Origin of the sequence: Micromonospora sp. NPDC049301 (assembly GCF_040678715.1) — a bacterium.
Lineage (GTDB): Bacteria > Actinomycetota > Actinomycetes > Mycobacteriales > Micromonosporaceae > Micromonospora.
Genome location: NZ_JBFAQO010000004.1, coordinates 555,372 through 570,078, shown reverse-complemented (window position 1 = coordinate 570,078; position 14,707 = coordinate 555,372). Strand labels below are relative to the sequence as shown.

Below are 14,707 nucleotides of genomic sequence, written 5' to 3'. Positions count from 1 at the left end.
GGGCGGGGGCCGCTGTCGCGGTCTCCGTCGGCGTCGCCTGGCGCGATCCTGGTCAGCTTCGCGAGGTGCGGCAACCACGGTATCCGGAGGGTCAGACCATCCAGCGGCCGTCACGCATCAGGTCGCGGCCGGGCATCTCGTTCACCTCGCGCCACGCCTGGATGCGGCGTGGGGAGACACGGAACCAGCGGTACGCCGTGGTCAGCGCCCCCGGGTCGAAGCCGGTGTGCGCGGCGAAGCGGTCACGTCGCTCCCGCGGCAGCGCGTCGATCTCGAGGACCTCGATGTCGCCCTCGATGATCGACACGTCGCGCGTGTGGCCCAGGGCCAGCCGGGCGGTCCGGGTGGCGGCGAGGTTCCGGCCGGTCGGGGTGTCCGCCGCCGTGGCCAGGAGCAGGGTCTCGCCGTCCCAGTGGAAGGAGAGCGGCACCAGGTGGGGGGTGCCGTCGGTCGAGGCGCTGGCCACCCAGACGTCGATGTCGTGGGTGAGCCGGTGCTCGGTGTCACGACGACGCTGGGCGGGTGGGCGGGGGCCGGCGCCTCGGGGCAGCTCGACGGCGGTGGTGTCGGTGTGGGTAATGGCTGGGGTCGTTGGACGGCTCAGCGCAGTTCCTGGATGCGGAGCAGGTTGCCGGCGGGGTCGCGGAAGGCGCAGTCGCGGATGCCGTACGGCTGCTCGGTCGGCTCCTGGACGACTTCGGCGCCGCTGCCCTCCAGCTTGGCGAAGGTGGCGTCGAGGTCGGCGGTGGCGAGGTTGACGCCGAAGTAGCTGCCCTTGGCCATCAGTTCGAGGATGGTGCGGCGCTCGTCGTCGGTGATGCCGGGGTTGGCGGTCGGCGGGTGCAGGACGATGGCCGTGTCGGGCTGGTTGGCGGGGCCGACGGTGATCCAGCGCATGCCCCCGTACCCGACATCGTTGCGGATCTCGAAGCCGAGGGTGTCGCGGTAGAAGGCCAGGGAGGCGTCCGGGTCGGTGTGCGGAAGGAAGCTCGAGTGAATGGTGATGTCCATGCCGGTCACGCTAGTTGCGGCTCGGTGGCCCGCGCTTCTCGATTCCTGATCGGTCGGGTGACCTGCTTGGCGACGCACGCCGGCAGCCCTACGGTCGCGCGCGCCGCCCGGGCCCGGTAGACGCTGGGCGGTACGCCGACGAGTTCGGTGAAGCGGGTGCTGAAGGTGCCCAGCGACGAGCAGCCGACGGTGAAACAGACGTCGGTGACGCTGAGGTCGCCACGGCGCAGCAGGGCCATGGCGCGTTCGATGCGCCGGGTCATGAGATAGGCGTACGGCGACTCGCCGTAGGCGGCTCGGAACTGGCGGCTGAGGTGCCCGGCGGACAGGTTGACGCCGCGGGCGAGCGCCTCGACGTCCAGCGGCTGGGCGTACTCCCGGTCGATCCGGTCGCGGACGCGGCGCAGGCGGGCGAGGTCGCGCAGGTGCTCCGTCTCGTCGGATCTGCTGGTCACGTACGAGATGGTGCCATGTCGTGGCGGCGTCGCCCAGCAGAACGGCCGGCGTGGTGGGTCCGGGCCCCACACGGCCCGGACCCACCACGCTCGTCCGGTCAGAGCCAGGGCACCTGCGGGGACGGGTAGAAGTCGACCCCTTGGAGGCGCCACCGGGGTGCCTGCTCCCCCAGTCTGGTCCGGAACGACTCCCAGTCGTGGCTGGCCGCCGTCGACCAGCCGAGTTCGGCGATCGCGGGCAGGCGTGGGAAGGCCATGTACTCGATGTCGTCGAGGCTGCGCAGTGTCTCGGACCACAGCGGCGCCTCGACGCCGAGGATCGCGTTCTCGCCGACGCCGGTCACCCGGGTGGCCGGGTCCCAGCCGTACGCGTCGGACACCTCGATGAGGCCGGCCCAGCGCAGCCCCAGGCGGGTGTTGGCGTCGTACTTCATGTCCAGGTATGCCTTGTTGGCCGGTGACATGATCACTTTGTTGCCCCGGGCGGCGGCCTCGGCCAGGTCGGCGTTGGTGGTGCCGGTGCCCCAGAACTGCGCCACGACGTCGGTCGGCGGGTCGACCTGCACGACCTCGTTCCAGCCGGAGGCGCGCTTGCCGTACTTCGTGACCAGCGGCAGGACCCGTTCCATGAAGGTGCGGTATTCCTCGTCGGTGGTGGCGTGGGCCTCGTCGCCGCCGATGTGCAGGTACGGGCCGGGGGTGATGGCGGCGAGTTCGCGGATGACGTCCTCGACGAACCGGTAGGTCAGCTCGTCGCCGATGCACAGCGAGCTGTAGCCGACGGCGATGTCGGTACGCGGGGGCGGTGCGACGCCGTCGCAGTTGAGCTCGGGGTAGGTCGACTGGGCGGCGTTGGTGTGCCCGGGCATGTCGATCTCGGGGACGATGGTGATGTGTCGGGCGGCGGCGTAGGCGACGACGGCTTTGTAGTCGGCCTTGGTGAGGTAGCCGGGCCCGACGCCGTCGACTCCGGTGCCCGGGCCGCCGCCGACTGCGGTGAGGCGGGGCCAGGAGTCGATCTGGATCCGCCAGCCCTGGTCGTCGGTCAGGTGCAGGTGCAGGTAGTTGATTTTGTACTGGCTGATCAGGTCCACGTACGCCGTGATCTCGTCGACGGTGTGGAAGTGCCGTGCCAGGTCGAGCATCGCCCCGCGGTACGCGAAGCGGGGGTGGTCGACGATTCGTCCGCCGGGCACGGTCCAGGTGACCCGCTGTCGGGTGGTCGCCTCGATCTGGGCGGGGAGCAGTTGGCGCAGTGTCTGCGTGCCGGCGAACAGCCCGGCGGGGGTGTTGGCGCGGATCGTCACGCCGTGGCGGGTGACGTCGAGCTGGTAGCCCTCCTGGCCGACCCGCGCGTCGGCTCCCCCGATGACCAGGGCGATCTCGGGCAGCGGGGTGGAGCGTACGGGCAGCACGGGCAGGGGGTAGCCGGTCGCGGGGCGCAGTGTGTCGGCGAGTTGCCGGCCGACCTGCCAGGCGGCGGCGGAGCCGGGCGAGGTGCGGATGACGGTCGCGGGGCCGAGCCGGAACGTGCCCCGGGCGTCGGGGCGGGTGTCGACGGGCGCGGGGACCACGTCGTCGAGGTGGCGGGCCGGGGCGGTCGGCGCGGCGACGGCCGGGGCGGCGGGAAGGGTGATCGGCAGTCCGAGTGCGGCTATGACCAGCAGCCGCGTCATGGTGGGTCGGCGACGCACGGATACCTCCAGGCCTTCGTCGTGATCGGTGGTCATCGATCAAACCCGCACGCTACCCCTGCCGCACCTGGACTGTAAACCTTCCTTATCGTTCGAGCCGGGTGATGCCGTCCCCGGCGCGGCTCTGTCGCTGTGCTCACCCGGGTCACCCGGCGGGGAATTCCGGGGTGGGCCGAAGGGTTCCCCGGGTGGAAGATCAGGTTCACTCGATCGGATGGAAGTACCATGCACGTGCGCTCAGACGCGGTAGTGCTGTTCGGCGTCACGGGAGACCTCGTCTCGAAGAAGCTCTTCCCGGCGCTGTACGAGCTGACCCGGCGCGACCGCCTCGACGTCCCGGTGATCGGCGTGGCCCGCTCCCCCTGGGACGACCAGCAACTCGTCACCACGGCCCGAAAGTCGGTCGCCGAGGCCAACGACGAGATCGACGACGAGACCTTCGACGCGCTGGCCCGCAACCTCTCGATGATCTCCGGTGACTACGCGGACCCGGTGACGTACCAGCGGCTGGCGCAGCGCCTGCGGGACGCCGAGCGCCCGATCTTCTATCTGGCGATCCCCCCGGCGGTGTTCGGCGCCGTCGTCGAGGGTCTGGCGGCGGCCGGTCTGGCCGAGCGGGGCCGGGTGATCGTGGAGAAGCCGTTCGGCCGGGACCTGGCGTCCTCCCACGAGCTGGACCGCACGCTGCGCGCGGCATTCGACCCGGAGCGGGTGTTCCGCATCGACCACTACCTGGGCAAGGAGGCCGTCGAGGGTCTCTACGCCTTCCGGTTCGCCAACCGGCTGTTCGAGCCGCTGTGGAACAACGAGCACATCGACAACATCCAGGTGACGCTCGCCGAGGGCTTCGGCACCCAGGGGCGCGCCGGCTTCTACGACACGGTGGGCGCCACCCGCGACGTGCTGCAGAACCACATCCTGCAGGTCGTCGCGCTGATCGGCATGGAACCGCCGGTCGCGGACGACACCGACGCGTTCCGCGAGGCGGAGGTCGCCGTGCTGCGGCAGATCGAGCCGCTGTCGCCGGAGACCACCGTGCGGGGGCAGTACGCCGGCTACCGGGACGAGCCGGGCGTGCGGCCGGACTCGAACACGGAGACGTTCGTCGCGACCCGGTTGACGGTCAACTCCCCCCGGTGGGCGGGTGTGCCCTTCTACCTGCGGGCGGGCAAGTCCCTGCCGGGAACGGCGACCGAGGTGGTGGTCGAGTTCAAGCAGCCGCGGCGCTCCCTCATCCGCGCCGAGGGCGGGGCCGAGGCGCCCGCGAACCTGCTGCGCTTCCGGCTCGGTCGCGGCGACGGCATCACGATGTCGATCCAGGCGAAGAGCCCGGGCGCCGAGGTCGCGAGCCGGCCGGTGGACCTGTCCGTGGACTTCGGCGCGGCGCTCGGTCACCGTCAGGAGGCGTACGAGCGGCTGCTCGACGACGCGATGGACGGGCAGCATCTGCGCTTCGCCCGCGAGGAGACGATCGAGCAGGAGTGGCGCGTCGTCGAGCCGATCCTGGATCTGGCGGCGCCGGTGCAGCCGTACGACAAGGGCAGCTGGGGCCCGGCGGACGCCGACGCGTTGGCCGGCGGCTGGCACACCCCGCAGCTGCGGTAGCAACGACGCGGGCGTGCCGGGCGTTGCTCGCGGCGCGTCCTTTGCTCTGCTTACACCGACGCAACAGAAACGGGTCGTCACTGGTGCGCCCGTGTAAGCAGAGCAAAGGGGGCCGCGCGTAGCGGGTCGTAGCCCGGACAGGCGTGGCGCGCGGTGACCGGTACCCCTCCAAAGGGCTGAGTGACCGCTCAGCTCACCGGAGCGACCGTCCGGCGATGGTGAGGTTTGCCCCCGCGCTGCGGTGTGGGGAAGTGATGAGCAGGTTTCTCGTCCGCTTCGGAGAGGAAGCAGCTCATGCTTTCCGCGCTCGATCGTCGGCACACCGTCGCACCGCCCGGGTACAGCCGTTGGCTGATACCCCCCGCGGCGTTGGCCATCCACCTCTGCATCGGCCAGGTCTACGCGACCAGCGTCTACAAGAACTCGCTGATCGCCCACTTCGACGCCAGCCAGACCGCCATCGGCGTGATCTTCAGCATCGCGATCGTGATGCTGGGGTTGTCCGCCGCGGTCGCCGGGACGTGGGTGGAGGCGAACGGGCCACGGAAGGCGATGTTCGTCTCGGCCTGTTTCTGGGCGGCGGGCTTCCTGGTGGGCTCACTGGGCATCGCCACGAAGCAGCTGTGGCTGCTGTACCTGGGGTACGGGCTGCTCGGCGGCATCGGTCTGGGGATCGGGTACATCTCCCCCGTCTCCACGTTGATCAAATGGTTCCCGGACCGCCCCGGCCTGGCGACCGGCCTGGCGATCATGGGCTTCGGTGGAGGCGCGATGGTGGCCTCTCCCCTGTCCCGGCAGTTGCTGTCGTTCTACGACCCGGGCTACGACCCGGCCAACGCGGGGTCGACGGCGTCGGGCAGCGCGCTGGTGTGGCTGTTCGTGACGCTCGGCCTGGGCTACTTCGTGATCATGATGTTCGGGGTCGCGAACGTGCGGGTGCCGGCGCCGGACTGGCGTCCGGCCGGCTTCGACCCGGCGACGGTGGCGGCGAAGCCGCTGGTCACCACGGCCAACGTGTCGGCGGCCAACGCGGTGCGGACCCGGTCGTTCTGGCTGCTGTGGGTGGTGCTGTTCTGCAACGTGACGGCGGGCATCGGGATCCTGGAACAGGCCAGCCCGATGATCCAGGACTTCTTCCGCGACAACGGCACGTCGGCGGTGTCGGTGGCGGCTGCCGGCGGGTTCGTGGGTCTGCTGTCGCTGTTCAACATGGCCGGACGGTTCGCGTGGTCGTCCACCTCCGACGTGATCGGGCGCAAGCCGATCTACATGGTGTATCTGGGCGTCGGCATGGTGCTGTACACGCTGCTGGCCCTGTTCGGGCAGACGGCCACAGCACTGTTCGTGCTGCTGGCGTGCGTGATCCTGTCGTTCTACGGCGGTGGGTTCGCCACCGTGCCGGCGTACCTGCGGGACCTGTTCGGCACGTTCCAGGTGGGCGCGATCCACGGTCGGCTGCTGACCGCCTGGTCGGCGGCGGGGATCGCGGGCCCGCTGATCGTCAACGGGTTCCTCGACGCGGAGGGCAAGCCGGGCACGTTGACGGCGGCGGCGTACCGGCCGGCGCTGTTCACGATGGTCGCTCTGCTGGCGGTGGGCTTCGTGGCGAACCTGCTCATCACGGCGGTGCCGGAGCGGTACCACGAGCCGGCCAGCGGTGCGGACGGAGACGACGACACGACGCCGGTGGCGGCGGAGAGGAGCGCGACCCGATGAGCGGGGACGGACGGTCCGGGCAGCAGGCCCGGTTGTGGATTTCCTGGTTGGTGGTGGCCGCGCTGCTGGGCTACGGGGTGGCGCAGACCGTGATCACGGCCGCGAAGCTGTTCACCCACTGAGCGGCGGTGGTGGGTGCCGTGTCGACGCGGCACCCACCACCGGTCACAGGCCGCCGGAGACGCGCAGCACGGTGCCGGTGGCGTACGAGGCGTCCGGGCCGAGCAGCCAGGCGATGGCGGCCGCGATCTCGTCGGGCTCGCCGGCACGGCCGAGCGGTATGCGACCCACGGCCGTGTCGGCGCGGTCGGGGACGCCGGAGTCGGCGTGGATGTCGGTGCGCACGATGCCGGGGGCCACCCCGTTGACCCGGATGCCGCGCGGGGCGAGCTCCTTGGCCAGGCCGACGGTGAGGGTGTCGGTGGCGGCCTTGACGGCGGCGTAGTGGACGTACTCCCCCGGGCTGCCGAGGGTGGCGGCGGCGGACGAGACATTCACGATCGCCCCGCCGTCGGCAATCCGGCGGGCGGCCTGCTGGGCGCAGAGGACGTAGCCGACGAGGTTGACGTCGACGACCCGGCGCAGGTCGTCGACGCGCAGCTCGGTGAACGGCCCGATGGGGCTGGTGACCCCGGCGTTGTTGACCAGGCCGGTGAGCGGGCCGAGCTGCGCGGCGGCGTCGAACAGGGCGCCGACCTGGTCCGGGTCGGTGGTGTCGGCGCGGAGCGCGACGGCCTGCGCGCCGGTGGCCCGCAGATCGGCCAGGACGGCGTCGGCGGCGGCGTGGTCGCGGCGGTAGCACAGGGCGATGTGGTGGCCGGCCGCGGCGAGACGGCGGGCGGTTGCCGCGCCGATGCCGCGACCCCCGCCGGTGATGACGGTGACAGGTGCCACGGTGCCTCCCCGAGGTGTCTGACGGCTGCGCGCCGGCGCTGCCGACGCTACCGTGACCGGCGCGGACCGGTCGTCGAGAGGAGAGTCACATGGAGCGGGCGCTGGTGCTCGGGGGTGGCGGGGTGACGGGCGTGGCCTGGGAGGTGGGGCTGCTGGCGGGGCTGGCCGAGCGGGGCGTGCCCGTATCCGACGCGGATCTGGTGGTCGGCACGTCCGCGGGCTCGGTCGTCGGCGCGCAGGTGTGCTCCGGGGTGCCGCTGGAGCAGTTGTACGAGGCACAGCTGGCCCCGCCGACGGGCGAGCAGCCGGCACGGATGGGGTTCGCGGCGGTGGCGCGGCTCGTGTGGGCCGGGGGTCGCACCCGTGACCCGGTGCGGTCGCGGGCGCGGATCGGGGCGATGGCGGTGGCGGCGCGTACCCCGTCGGAGGCGTCGCGGCGCGCGGTGATCGAGGCCCGGCTGCCGACGTCGCAGTGGCCGGAGCAGCGGCTGCTGGTCACGGCGGTGGACGCGGAATCCGGTGAGTTCGTGGTGTTCGACCGCGACAGCGGCGTGTCCCTGGTGGACGCGGTGGGCGCCAGTTGCGCGGTGCCCGGGGTGTGGCCACCGGTGACGATCGGCGCCAGCCGTTACGTCGACGGCGGGATGCGCTCGACCGTGAACGCGGATCTGGCGGCGGGGGCGCAGCGGGTGCTGGTCGTCGCGCCGACGTCGGCGGCGTTCGGGCCGATGCCACGGCTGTCGGCGCAGGTCGCCGGGTTGCAGGCGGGCGGTGCGCGGCTCGCGGTGGTGACGCCGGACGCGGCCGCGCGCACGGCGATCGGCCGCAACGTGCTGGACCCGGCGCGGCGGGCCGGCTCCGCACGGGCCGGGCGGGCGCAGGCCGCGGCGGTGGTGGATGAGGTGACAGCGCTCTGGGCGTGATCGCTTACGCTCACCGCGCGTCGGATCGGACAACGGAGGTGCGCGGTGGCGGGTGTGGGTGTCGGCGACGTGGTGGAGGACTTCGAGCTGCCGGACGAGACGGGCGCGCCGCGCCGGCTGTCGGAGTTCCTGGCGGCGGGGCCGGTGGTGCTGTTCTTCTACCCGGCGGCGATGACCCGGGGCTGCACCGCGGAGAGCTGCCATTTCCGTGACCTGGCGGCGGAGTTCGCGGCGGTGGGCGCGACCCGGGTGGGCATCAGCCGCGATCCGGTGGCCAGGCAGGCGGAGTTCTCCCGGCTGCACGGGTTCGACTATCCGCTGTTGTCGGATGAGGACGGTGCGGTGGCGCAGCGGTTCGGTGTGCGGCGGCGGCTGCCGTTGGGGCCGTTGAGCATGAAGCGGATGACGTTCGTGATCGGCGCGGACCGGCGGGTGGTCGAGGTGATTCACAGCGAGGTCAGCATGAACGAGCACGCCGACCGGGCGTTGCGGGCGTTGGGCGGCTGAGCGGGCGTGAGCCCCGTGCGGCGGGTGTCGCAGCGGGCTGGTATCAAGACAGCAATCAAACAGGTGTACGGAAGAGGGTTGTGATGGATGCCGGCCAGGGTTTGTCCACTGACGAGGTGCAGAGCCTGCGGGAGGCGTTGGCGGCGGGCCGCCGGCCCAGGGTGGTGTTCACCGCATCGGCGGGGCAGATCGCCGGTCAGGTCGGCCAGGTGGTCGAGCTGACCGATCCCGAGGTGTCCGACGAGTTCGTGGTGGTGCGCTTCGGTCGCGACGAGTTGCCGTTCGCCCCCGCTGATCTCGCGATGGCCCCCAAGGGCGCCGCTCGCCGGCTCGCCGAGCCCAAGCCGGAGCCGCCGGCGCAGGAGCAGCCGCCCGCGGTGGCGGAGCCGGAGTTCGTGTTGGACACGCCGCGGGTGCCGGCGCCGCGGCGGGAGGAGCCGAAGGTGGAGCAGGTGGAGAAGGCGCCGGCGCGGCGGGCGGTCAAGGCCGTGAAGCCGAAGGGCCCCGCGGGTCTGACGGTGACGCTGGCGTACGCCGAGGGCGAGTGGACGGTCGCCGCGCAGCAGGGCAGCAAGGCCCTCGCGAAGCCGTACGTGGTGAAGCCGGCCGAGGCGTTGAAGATGGTGGCGCTGGTCGACGTGCCGGGCGTGCAGGAGGCGGTCGAGCAGATCCTCGGCACCGAGCGCGCGGAGGCGGAGCAGCAGGCGGAGAAGCTGCGCGCCGAGCTGGCCGAGATCGAGGCGCGGCTGGCGGAGCTGCGCGAGGCCCGCTGACGGTTCCGGCGGGTCGGGTCAGTCCCGGCCGCTGTGGTGCTCGAGCAGCCGGGTGAGCAGCCGGATGAGCTGGTCACGTTCGGCGGCGGACAGCGGGGCGAGCAGTTCCTGCTGGACCCGCTCGACGGTCCGGGTCATCCGGCGTGCCTCGTCGGCGCCGCTCTCGGTGAGGCTGATGACGTTGCGGCGGCGGTCGGCCGGGTCGGGGGCTCGTACGACGAGTCCCCGACCGGCCAGGTCGTTGATGGCCGCCACGACGTCAGGTCATCGGCCAGACCCATTACGCCACCCGGGCCCTGCTCGAGCGGGCCGTGGCTCCGCTCGGGGTCAGCTTCGGCCAGGTGCTCACCCTGCTCACCCAGCGCGCGAACGCCGAGCTCGCGACGACCCCGGCCGGGCCGGGCGCCGCCGCGGTGGTCGGTCAGAAGTAGTCGAGCAGCTGCGCCGGGCCCCCGACGCCCAGCAGGTCCAGGCCGTCCGGGTCGGCGCCGGCGGCGTGCGCCAGGCCCGCCTCGGTGACCGACCGGGCGCGGGCGGCGCCGGCGTAGAGCAGCGCGAACCCGCGTACGTGCAGCCGCAGGTCGGCCTCGCCACCGATCCGGGTCAGCTCCCCGACGCCGTCGGCGACGCTCAACCGCCAGGTGCCCGTGTTCCAGTCGGCCAGCTCGTCGGTGAGGGCGAAGTCGACGCTGCCCCGGGCGTGCGCGGGCCAGCCGCGCGTGCCGACCGCCCTCGCCACGTCCACCGGCCGGTGCATCCACAGGTCCCGCTTGTGCTCCCGGGCCGCCTCCAGCGGCAGGTGGACGCCGACGGCGTCGCCGTCGAGCGGGTACAGCCGCAGGGTCGGGGCGACGCTGGCCCAACTGCCCAGCACGCCGACGAGTTCCCGGGCCGCGTCGGCGGTGGTGGCCAGGGCCTCCTGGACGGTCAGCACCGAGTCGGCGCCGTAACCCCGACCCCGTTCCCAGCTGGCGTAACCCACCAGGTCGCCGCCGTCCTCGACGAGCGTGAGCGCGTCACCTGGCAGTCCACCGCCGGCGGCGAAGAAGTCGAACAGCTCGCCCCGGCGGGTGAGCGGGCCGTTGCGGTGCCGGGTGACCCGCTCGTACAGGGCGGCGACGGCGGGCAGGTCGGCGGGCGTGCCGGCACGGACGGTCAGGTGCGGGGCAGGCCGGTGCCGGGGCAGGGCGGCGGTGGTCAGGTCGACGGCGCGCAGCACACCGGCCGCCTCCCAGCCGCAGGCGCGGTAGGGGGCGGCCACCGTCGGGTACAGCGCGCTGATCGCCGCGCCCCGCTCGCGGGCGCCGCGCAGCAGGGCGCCGAGCATGGCGCGGGCCACGCCCCGGCCGCGGGCCTCGGGGGCCACCGCCACGCCGGCGACGTCGGCCGCCGGCACCCGCCGGCCGGACCACCACTGGTCGTGGTGCAGGTCGACGGCCTTGCCGACGAGCCGGCCGGTGTCGTCGAACGCGCCGTAACGGGTCAGCCCGGGCACCTCGACGGTCGCGTGCGGCGCGCGCTGCGGGTCGGACCCGAAGGCGAGCCGGCCCAGGTCCCAGGCGTCGGTGAGGTCGTCGGCTGTGAGTTCGCGGACGTGCACGGTGGCGGGCATCGGCACACCCTAGCGGCCTGGATCTTCGTCCACCGCCGAGTTTTCGGTGCGGGGCCGGCGTCGCCCCGCACCTCCGGCGGTCAGTGCTGCGGGATGTTGGCCACGCCGATCCGCTTGCGGAACACCCAGTAGGTCCAGCCCTGGTACGCGAGCACGACCGGCGTGAAGATCACCGCCACCCAGGTCATGATCTTCAGGGTGTACGGGGTGGAGGCGGCGTTGGTGGCCGTCAACGTGCCGGCGGCGTCCAGGGTGGAGGGCAGCACGTTGGGGAACAGCGCCGCGAACAGGGTCGCCACCGCCAGGCCGATCGCCACGGCGGTGCCGGTGAACGCCCAGCCCTCCCGGTGTACCCGGGCGGCGGCGAGGCCACCGAGCAGGGCGAGGGCCGCGCCGACGGCGAGCACGACGGCGGCCGCGCTGGAGCGGATGCTCAGCGTCCAGGTCAGGAAGCCCACCGCGAGCACGGCCGCGCCGACGCCGAGGCGCACCGCGAGGGCGCCGGCCCGCTCGCGGATGTCACCGGTGGTCTTCAGGGCGAGGAACACCGCGCCGTGGGTGAGGAACAGCGCGAGGGTGGTCGCGCCACCGAGCAGGGCGTACGGGTTCAGCAGGTCGAGCAGGCCGCCGACGTACTCGTGGTCGGCGTCCAGCGGCACCCCGCGCAGGATGTTGGCGAAGGCGACGCCCCACAGGATCGCCGGCAGCAGCGAGCCGATCACGATCGCCGCGTCCCAGCGGCGCTTCCAGGACGCCTCGGGGCGCTTGTGCCGGTACTCGAACGCCACCCCGCGGGCGATGAGGGCCAGCAGGATCAGCAGCAGCGGCAGGTAGAAGCCGGAGAAGAGGGTCGCGTACCACTCGGGGAAGGCGGCGAACATCGCGCCGCCGGCGGTGATCAGCCACACCTCGTTGCCGTCCCAGACCGGGCCGATCGTGTTGATCAGGACCCGGCGTTCACGGTCGTCGCGGCCGAGCACCGGCAGCAGCATGCCGACGCCGAAGTCGAAGCCCTCCAGGATGAAGTAGCCGGTGAAGAGCACGGCGACGAGGAGAAACCAGATGGTGGTGAGGTCCACGGCAGGCTCCGGTGATCAGTAGGCGAAGGCGAGCGGACGCTCGGCGTCGTCGGTGGTGTCGTCGATGGGGGGCTGTTCGCTCACGTCGGGCACGCCGGCGCGGGCGTAGCGCAGCAGCAGCCTGACCTCGATCACGGCGAGGGTGGCGTAGATCAGGGTGAAGGCGGTGAACGAGGTGAGGACCTCGGCCAGCGAGACGCTGCGGGACACGCCGTTGCGGGTGAGCATCTCGCCGAACACGATCCACGGCTGGCGGCCCATCTCGGTGAAGATCCAGCCGAAGGAGTTGGCCAGCAGTGGCAGCACCGGCATGGCCAGCCCGGCGCGCAGCAGCCACCTGCTGGTGGGCGTACGGCCCTTGCGCTGGCTCCAGAGCACCAGCAGGGCGATCGCGGCGGCGGCCATCCCGAAGGCGATCATGAAGCGGAAGCTCCAGTAGGTGACCGGGATGATCGGGGTGTAGCTGCCGGCGCCGTACTGGGTGGCGTACTGGGCCTGGAGGTCGTTGATGCCGTGCACGGTGCCGTTGGGGTCGCCGGTGCCGAGGTAGGACAGCAGGTACGGGATCTTGATGGCGAACACCTCGCGGCTGCCGTCGAGGCTGCCGACGGTGAGCACGGAGAACGAGGCGGGGCTCTCGGTGGTGTAGAGGCCCTCGGCGGCGGCCATCTTCATCGGCTGCACGTCAGTCATGATCTTGCCCTGGATGTCGCCGGTGAACAGCACGGCGGCGGAGGCGACCAGGACCACCCAGGAGCCGAACTTCGTGGCGAAGCGGTAGGCGCCGGTGTCGGCGGAGTCGCGGTTGCGGATCAGGTGCCACAGGCCCACGGCGGCGACCAGCGACCCGGCGACGAGGAACGAGCCGGCCAGGGTGTGCGGGAAGGTGATCAGGGCGACCTTGTTGGTCAGCACGGCCGGGAAGTCGGTCAGCTCGGCGCGGCCGGTGTCCGGGTTGACCTTGTATCCCACCGGGTTCTGCATGAACGAGTTCGCGGCGAGGATGAAGTACGCGCTGAGGTTCGTGCCGATCGCGGCGGCCCAGATGCTGGCCAGGTGCGCCCGCTTGGGCAGCCGGTCCCACCCGAAGATCCACAGGCCGATGAAGGTGGATTCGAGGAAGAACGCGACCAGCGCCTCGATGGCGAGGGGTGCGCCGAAGATGTCGCCGACGAAGCGCGAGTAGTCGCTCCAGTTCATGCCGAACTGGAATTCCTGCACGATGCCGGTGACCACGCCCATCGCGAAGTTGATCAGGAACAGCTTGCCGTAGAACTTGGTGAGCTTGAGGTAGCGCTCGTTGCCGGTGCGGTGCCACATCGTCTGCAGGATGGCGACCAGCACGGACAGGCCGATGGTCAGCGGCACGAAGAGAAAGTGGTAGACGGTGGTGACACCGAACTGCCAGCGGGCAACGTCCAACGCGTCCACCTGGAACCCCCAGCCATTGCATACTACGAGACGTAGTAAATACTACTGCTCGTCGTAGACGAATGGGCAGGGCCGAGCGGCCCGAACCGGCCCGGGACCAATGACCTTGATCACCCGGGTCGGCAGGCCCCGGGAAACCCGCCGACCCGCCCTCGCGAGCCCACCGCCGCGTGCGACGATGGCGCGCTGATGGACACCGCGCACTCCCCCTGGCAACCCCCGCTGATCTGGCGCGCCGCCCAACTGCTGGCCCGGGCCCTGGTCGGCCTGCTGGCCCGCATCGAGGTCACCGGCGACGTTCCCGCCCACCTGCGCCGCGGCCCGCTGGTGCTGGCCGCCAACCACATCAGCCCGTTCGACCCCGTGGTCATGGCCGCCGCCTGCCAGACCCGCGGCATCGCCCCCCGGATCATGGCGACCGCCGGACTGTTCCGCGCCCCGGTGATCGGCGCCGCCATGCGCCACGCCGGGCACATCCGCGTCGACCGGGGCACCACCGCCGTGCACCCGGCACTGGACGCCGCCGCCACCGCCGTCGCGGGGGGCTCGGTGATCCTCATCTACCCGGAGGGGCGTATCGGCCTGGACCCCGGCATGTGGCCCGAACGCGGCAAGACCGGCGCCGCCCGGCTGGCCCTGGCCTGCGGCGCCCCGGTCATCCCGGTCGCCCAGTGGGGCGCCCACGAGGTGCTGCCCTACCGGGCGCCGAAGGGAATGCTGCGCGGCGTCGCCCGCGCGCTGTGGCGCCGCCCGGTGATCCGGGTGCACTTCGGCGCGCCCGTCGACCTGGGCGAGGCGACCGCCGGCAGCCCCGGCGCGGCCCACCGGGCCACCCACCGGATCATCGACGCGATCACCGACGCCCTCGCCCCGCTGCGCCCGGACGAACCCGACCGACCCCGGCACGTCGACCCCGGCCGCCCGAGCGATCCCAGCAGGTCACACCGCCGCCGCGCGGGCTGACCCTGCCCGGGAGGACGGCAGACGCCGGCCGGCCATCCGCCGGC

Annotated in this window: 16 protein-coding genes; 7 read left to right on the top strand and 9 right to left on the bottom strand. The window is 72.3% G+C overall.

Translation table 11 applies throughout. The features are described 5' to 3' along the window. Positions 1 to 91 precede the first annotated feature (91 nt). The 4 genes from AB0K07_RS15580 to AB0K07_RS15565 form a co-directional block, all read right to left on the bottom strand. The gene (locus AB0K07_RS15580) at positions 92 to 466 is read right to left on the bottom strand and encodes a pyridoxamine 5'-phosphate oxidase family protein (protein ID WP_363755497.1); all 375 of its coding nucleotides are present in this window, start codon (positions 464 to 466) and stop codon (positions 92 to 94) included. Between the two features lie 134 nt (positions 467 to 600). Then, the gene (locus AB0K07_RS15575; protein WP_363755495.1) at positions 601 to 1,011 is read right to left on the bottom strand and encodes a VOC family protein; all 411 of its coding nucleotides are present in this window, start codon (positions 1,009 to 1,011) and stop codon (positions 601 to 603) included. A 5-nt stretch (positions 1,012 to 1,016) separates the two neighbouring features. Then, positions 1,017 to 1,466: a helix-turn-helix transcriptional regulator gene (locus tag AB0K07_RS15570; protein ID WP_363755493.1), complete on the bottom strand. Its 450-nt coding sequence runs from the start codon at positions 1,464 to 1,466 to the stop codon at positions 1,017 to 1,019. 98 nt (positions 1,467 to 1,564) lie between these two features. Beyond that, positions 1,565 to 3,196 (bottom strand): beta-N-acetylhexosaminidase, encoded by a 1,632-nt coding sequence (locus tag AB0K07_RS15565; RefSeq protein ID WP_363755491.1) that lies wholly within the window; start codon positions 3,194 to 3,196, stop codon positions 1,565 to 1,567. Positions 3,197 to 3,385: 189 nt separating this feature from the next. Here AB0K07_RS15565 and zwf point away from each other — a divergent pair, with 189 nt between their 5' ends. The 3 genes from zwf to AB0K07_RS15550 all read left to right on the top strand — a co-directional run bounded on the left by zwf (position 3,386) and on the right by AB0K07_RS15550 (position 6,603). Further along, a complete protein-coding gene (gene zwf, locus AB0K07_RS15560) occupies positions 3,386 to 4,765 on the top strand; it encodes a glucose-6-phosphate dehydrogenase (RefSeq protein ID WP_363755489.1) in 1,380 nt (459 codons plus the stop codon). 294 nt (positions 4,766 to 5,059) lie between these two features. Then, positions 5,060 to 6,481, top strand: a complete 1,422-nt coding sequence (locus tag AB0K07_RS15555; RefSeq protein ID WP_363755487.1) for an OFA family MFS transporter — start codon at positions 5,060 to 5,062, stop codon at positions 6,479 to 6,481. After that, complete coding sequence (locus AB0K07_RS15550; protein ID WP_363755485.1) at positions 6,478 to 6,603, top strand: hypothetical protein; 126 nt, start codon at positions 6,478 to 6,480, stop codon at positions 6,601 to 6,603. The genes AB0K07_RS15555 and AB0K07_RS15550 overlap by 4 nt, the downstream gene beginning before the upstream one ends. 43 nt (positions 6,604 to 6,646) lie before the next feature. On the opposite strand, the gene AB0K07_RS15545 is transcribed toward AB0K07_RS15550, so the two are convergent. Then, a complete protein-coding gene (locus AB0K07_RS15545) occupies positions 6,647 to 7,375 on the bottom strand; it encodes an SDR family oxidoreductase (RefSeq protein ID WP_363755483.1) in 729 nt (242 codons plus the stop codon). Between the two features lie 89 nt (positions 7,376 to 7,464). Between AB0K07_RS15545 and AB0K07_RS15540 the strand changes: the two genes are divergently transcribed. The 3 genes from AB0K07_RS15540 (at position 7,465) to AB0K07_RS15530 (ending at position 9,578) form a co-directional block, all read left to right on the top strand. Beyond that, positions 7,465 to 8,298, top strand: a complete 834-nt coding sequence (locus AB0K07_RS15540; protein ID WP_363755481.1) for a patatin-like phospholipase family protein — start codon at positions 7,465 to 7,467, stop codon at positions 8,296 to 8,298. A gap of 45 nt (positions 8,299 to 8,343) precedes the next feature. After that, positions 8,344 to 8,805 (top strand): peroxiredoxin, encoded by a 462-nt coding sequence (locus AB0K07_RS15535; protein ID WP_363755479.1) that lies wholly within the window; start codon positions 8,344 to 8,346, stop codon positions 8,803 to 8,805. 83 nt (positions 8,806 to 8,888) lie between these two features. Next, a complete protein-coding gene (locus tag AB0K07_RS15530) occupies positions 8,889 to 9,578 on the top strand; it encodes a hypothetical protein (RefSeq protein ID WP_363755477.1) in 690 nt (229 codons plus the stop codon). Positions 9,579 to 9,596: 18 nt separating this feature from the next. On the opposite strand, the gene AB0K07_RS15525 is transcribed toward AB0K07_RS15530, so the two are convergent. From AB0K07_RS15525 to AB0K07_RS15510, 4 genes are all read right to left on the bottom strand, one after another. Further along, positions 9,597 to 9,833: a winged helix DNA-binding protein gene (locus AB0K07_RS15525; protein ID WP_363755475.1), complete on the bottom strand. Its 237-nt coding sequence runs from the start codon at positions 9,831 to 9,833 to the stop codon at positions 9,597 to 9,599. A 166-nt stretch (positions 9,834 to 9,999) separates the two neighbouring features. Beyond that, entirely contained in the window at positions 10,000 to 11,190 is a 1,191-nt protein-coding gene (locus tag AB0K07_RS15520) for a GNAT family N-acetyltransferase (RefSeq protein ID WP_363755473.1), read from the bottom strand. Positions 11,191 to 11,270: 80 nt separating this feature from the next. Then, the gene (cydB, locus tag AB0K07_RS15515) at positions 11,271 to 12,269 is read right to left on the bottom strand and encodes a cytochrome d ubiquinol oxidase subunit II (protein WP_363755471.1); all 999 of its coding nucleotides are present in this window, start codon (positions 12,267 to 12,269) and stop codon (positions 11,271 to 11,273) included. Positions 12,270 to 12,284: 15 nt separating this feature from the next. Then, positions 12,285 to 13,700 carry a cytochrome ubiquinol oxidase subunit I gene (locus tag AB0K07_RS15510; protein ID WP_363755469.1) on the bottom strand — a complete coding sequence of 472 codons (1,416 nt, stop codon included), beginning with the start codon at positions 13,698 to 13,700 and terminating at the stop codon, positions 12,285 to 12,287. A 189-nt stretch (positions 13,701 to 13,889) separates the two neighbouring features. Between AB0K07_RS15510 and AB0K07_RS15505 the strand changes: the two genes are divergently transcribed. Further along, a complete protein-coding gene (locus tag AB0K07_RS15505) occupies positions 13,890 to 14,663 on the top strand; it encodes a lysophospholipid acyltransferase family protein (protein WP_363755467.1) in 774 nt (257 codons plus the stop codon). The last annotated feature ends 44 nt before the right edge of the window (positions 14,664 to 14,707 follow it).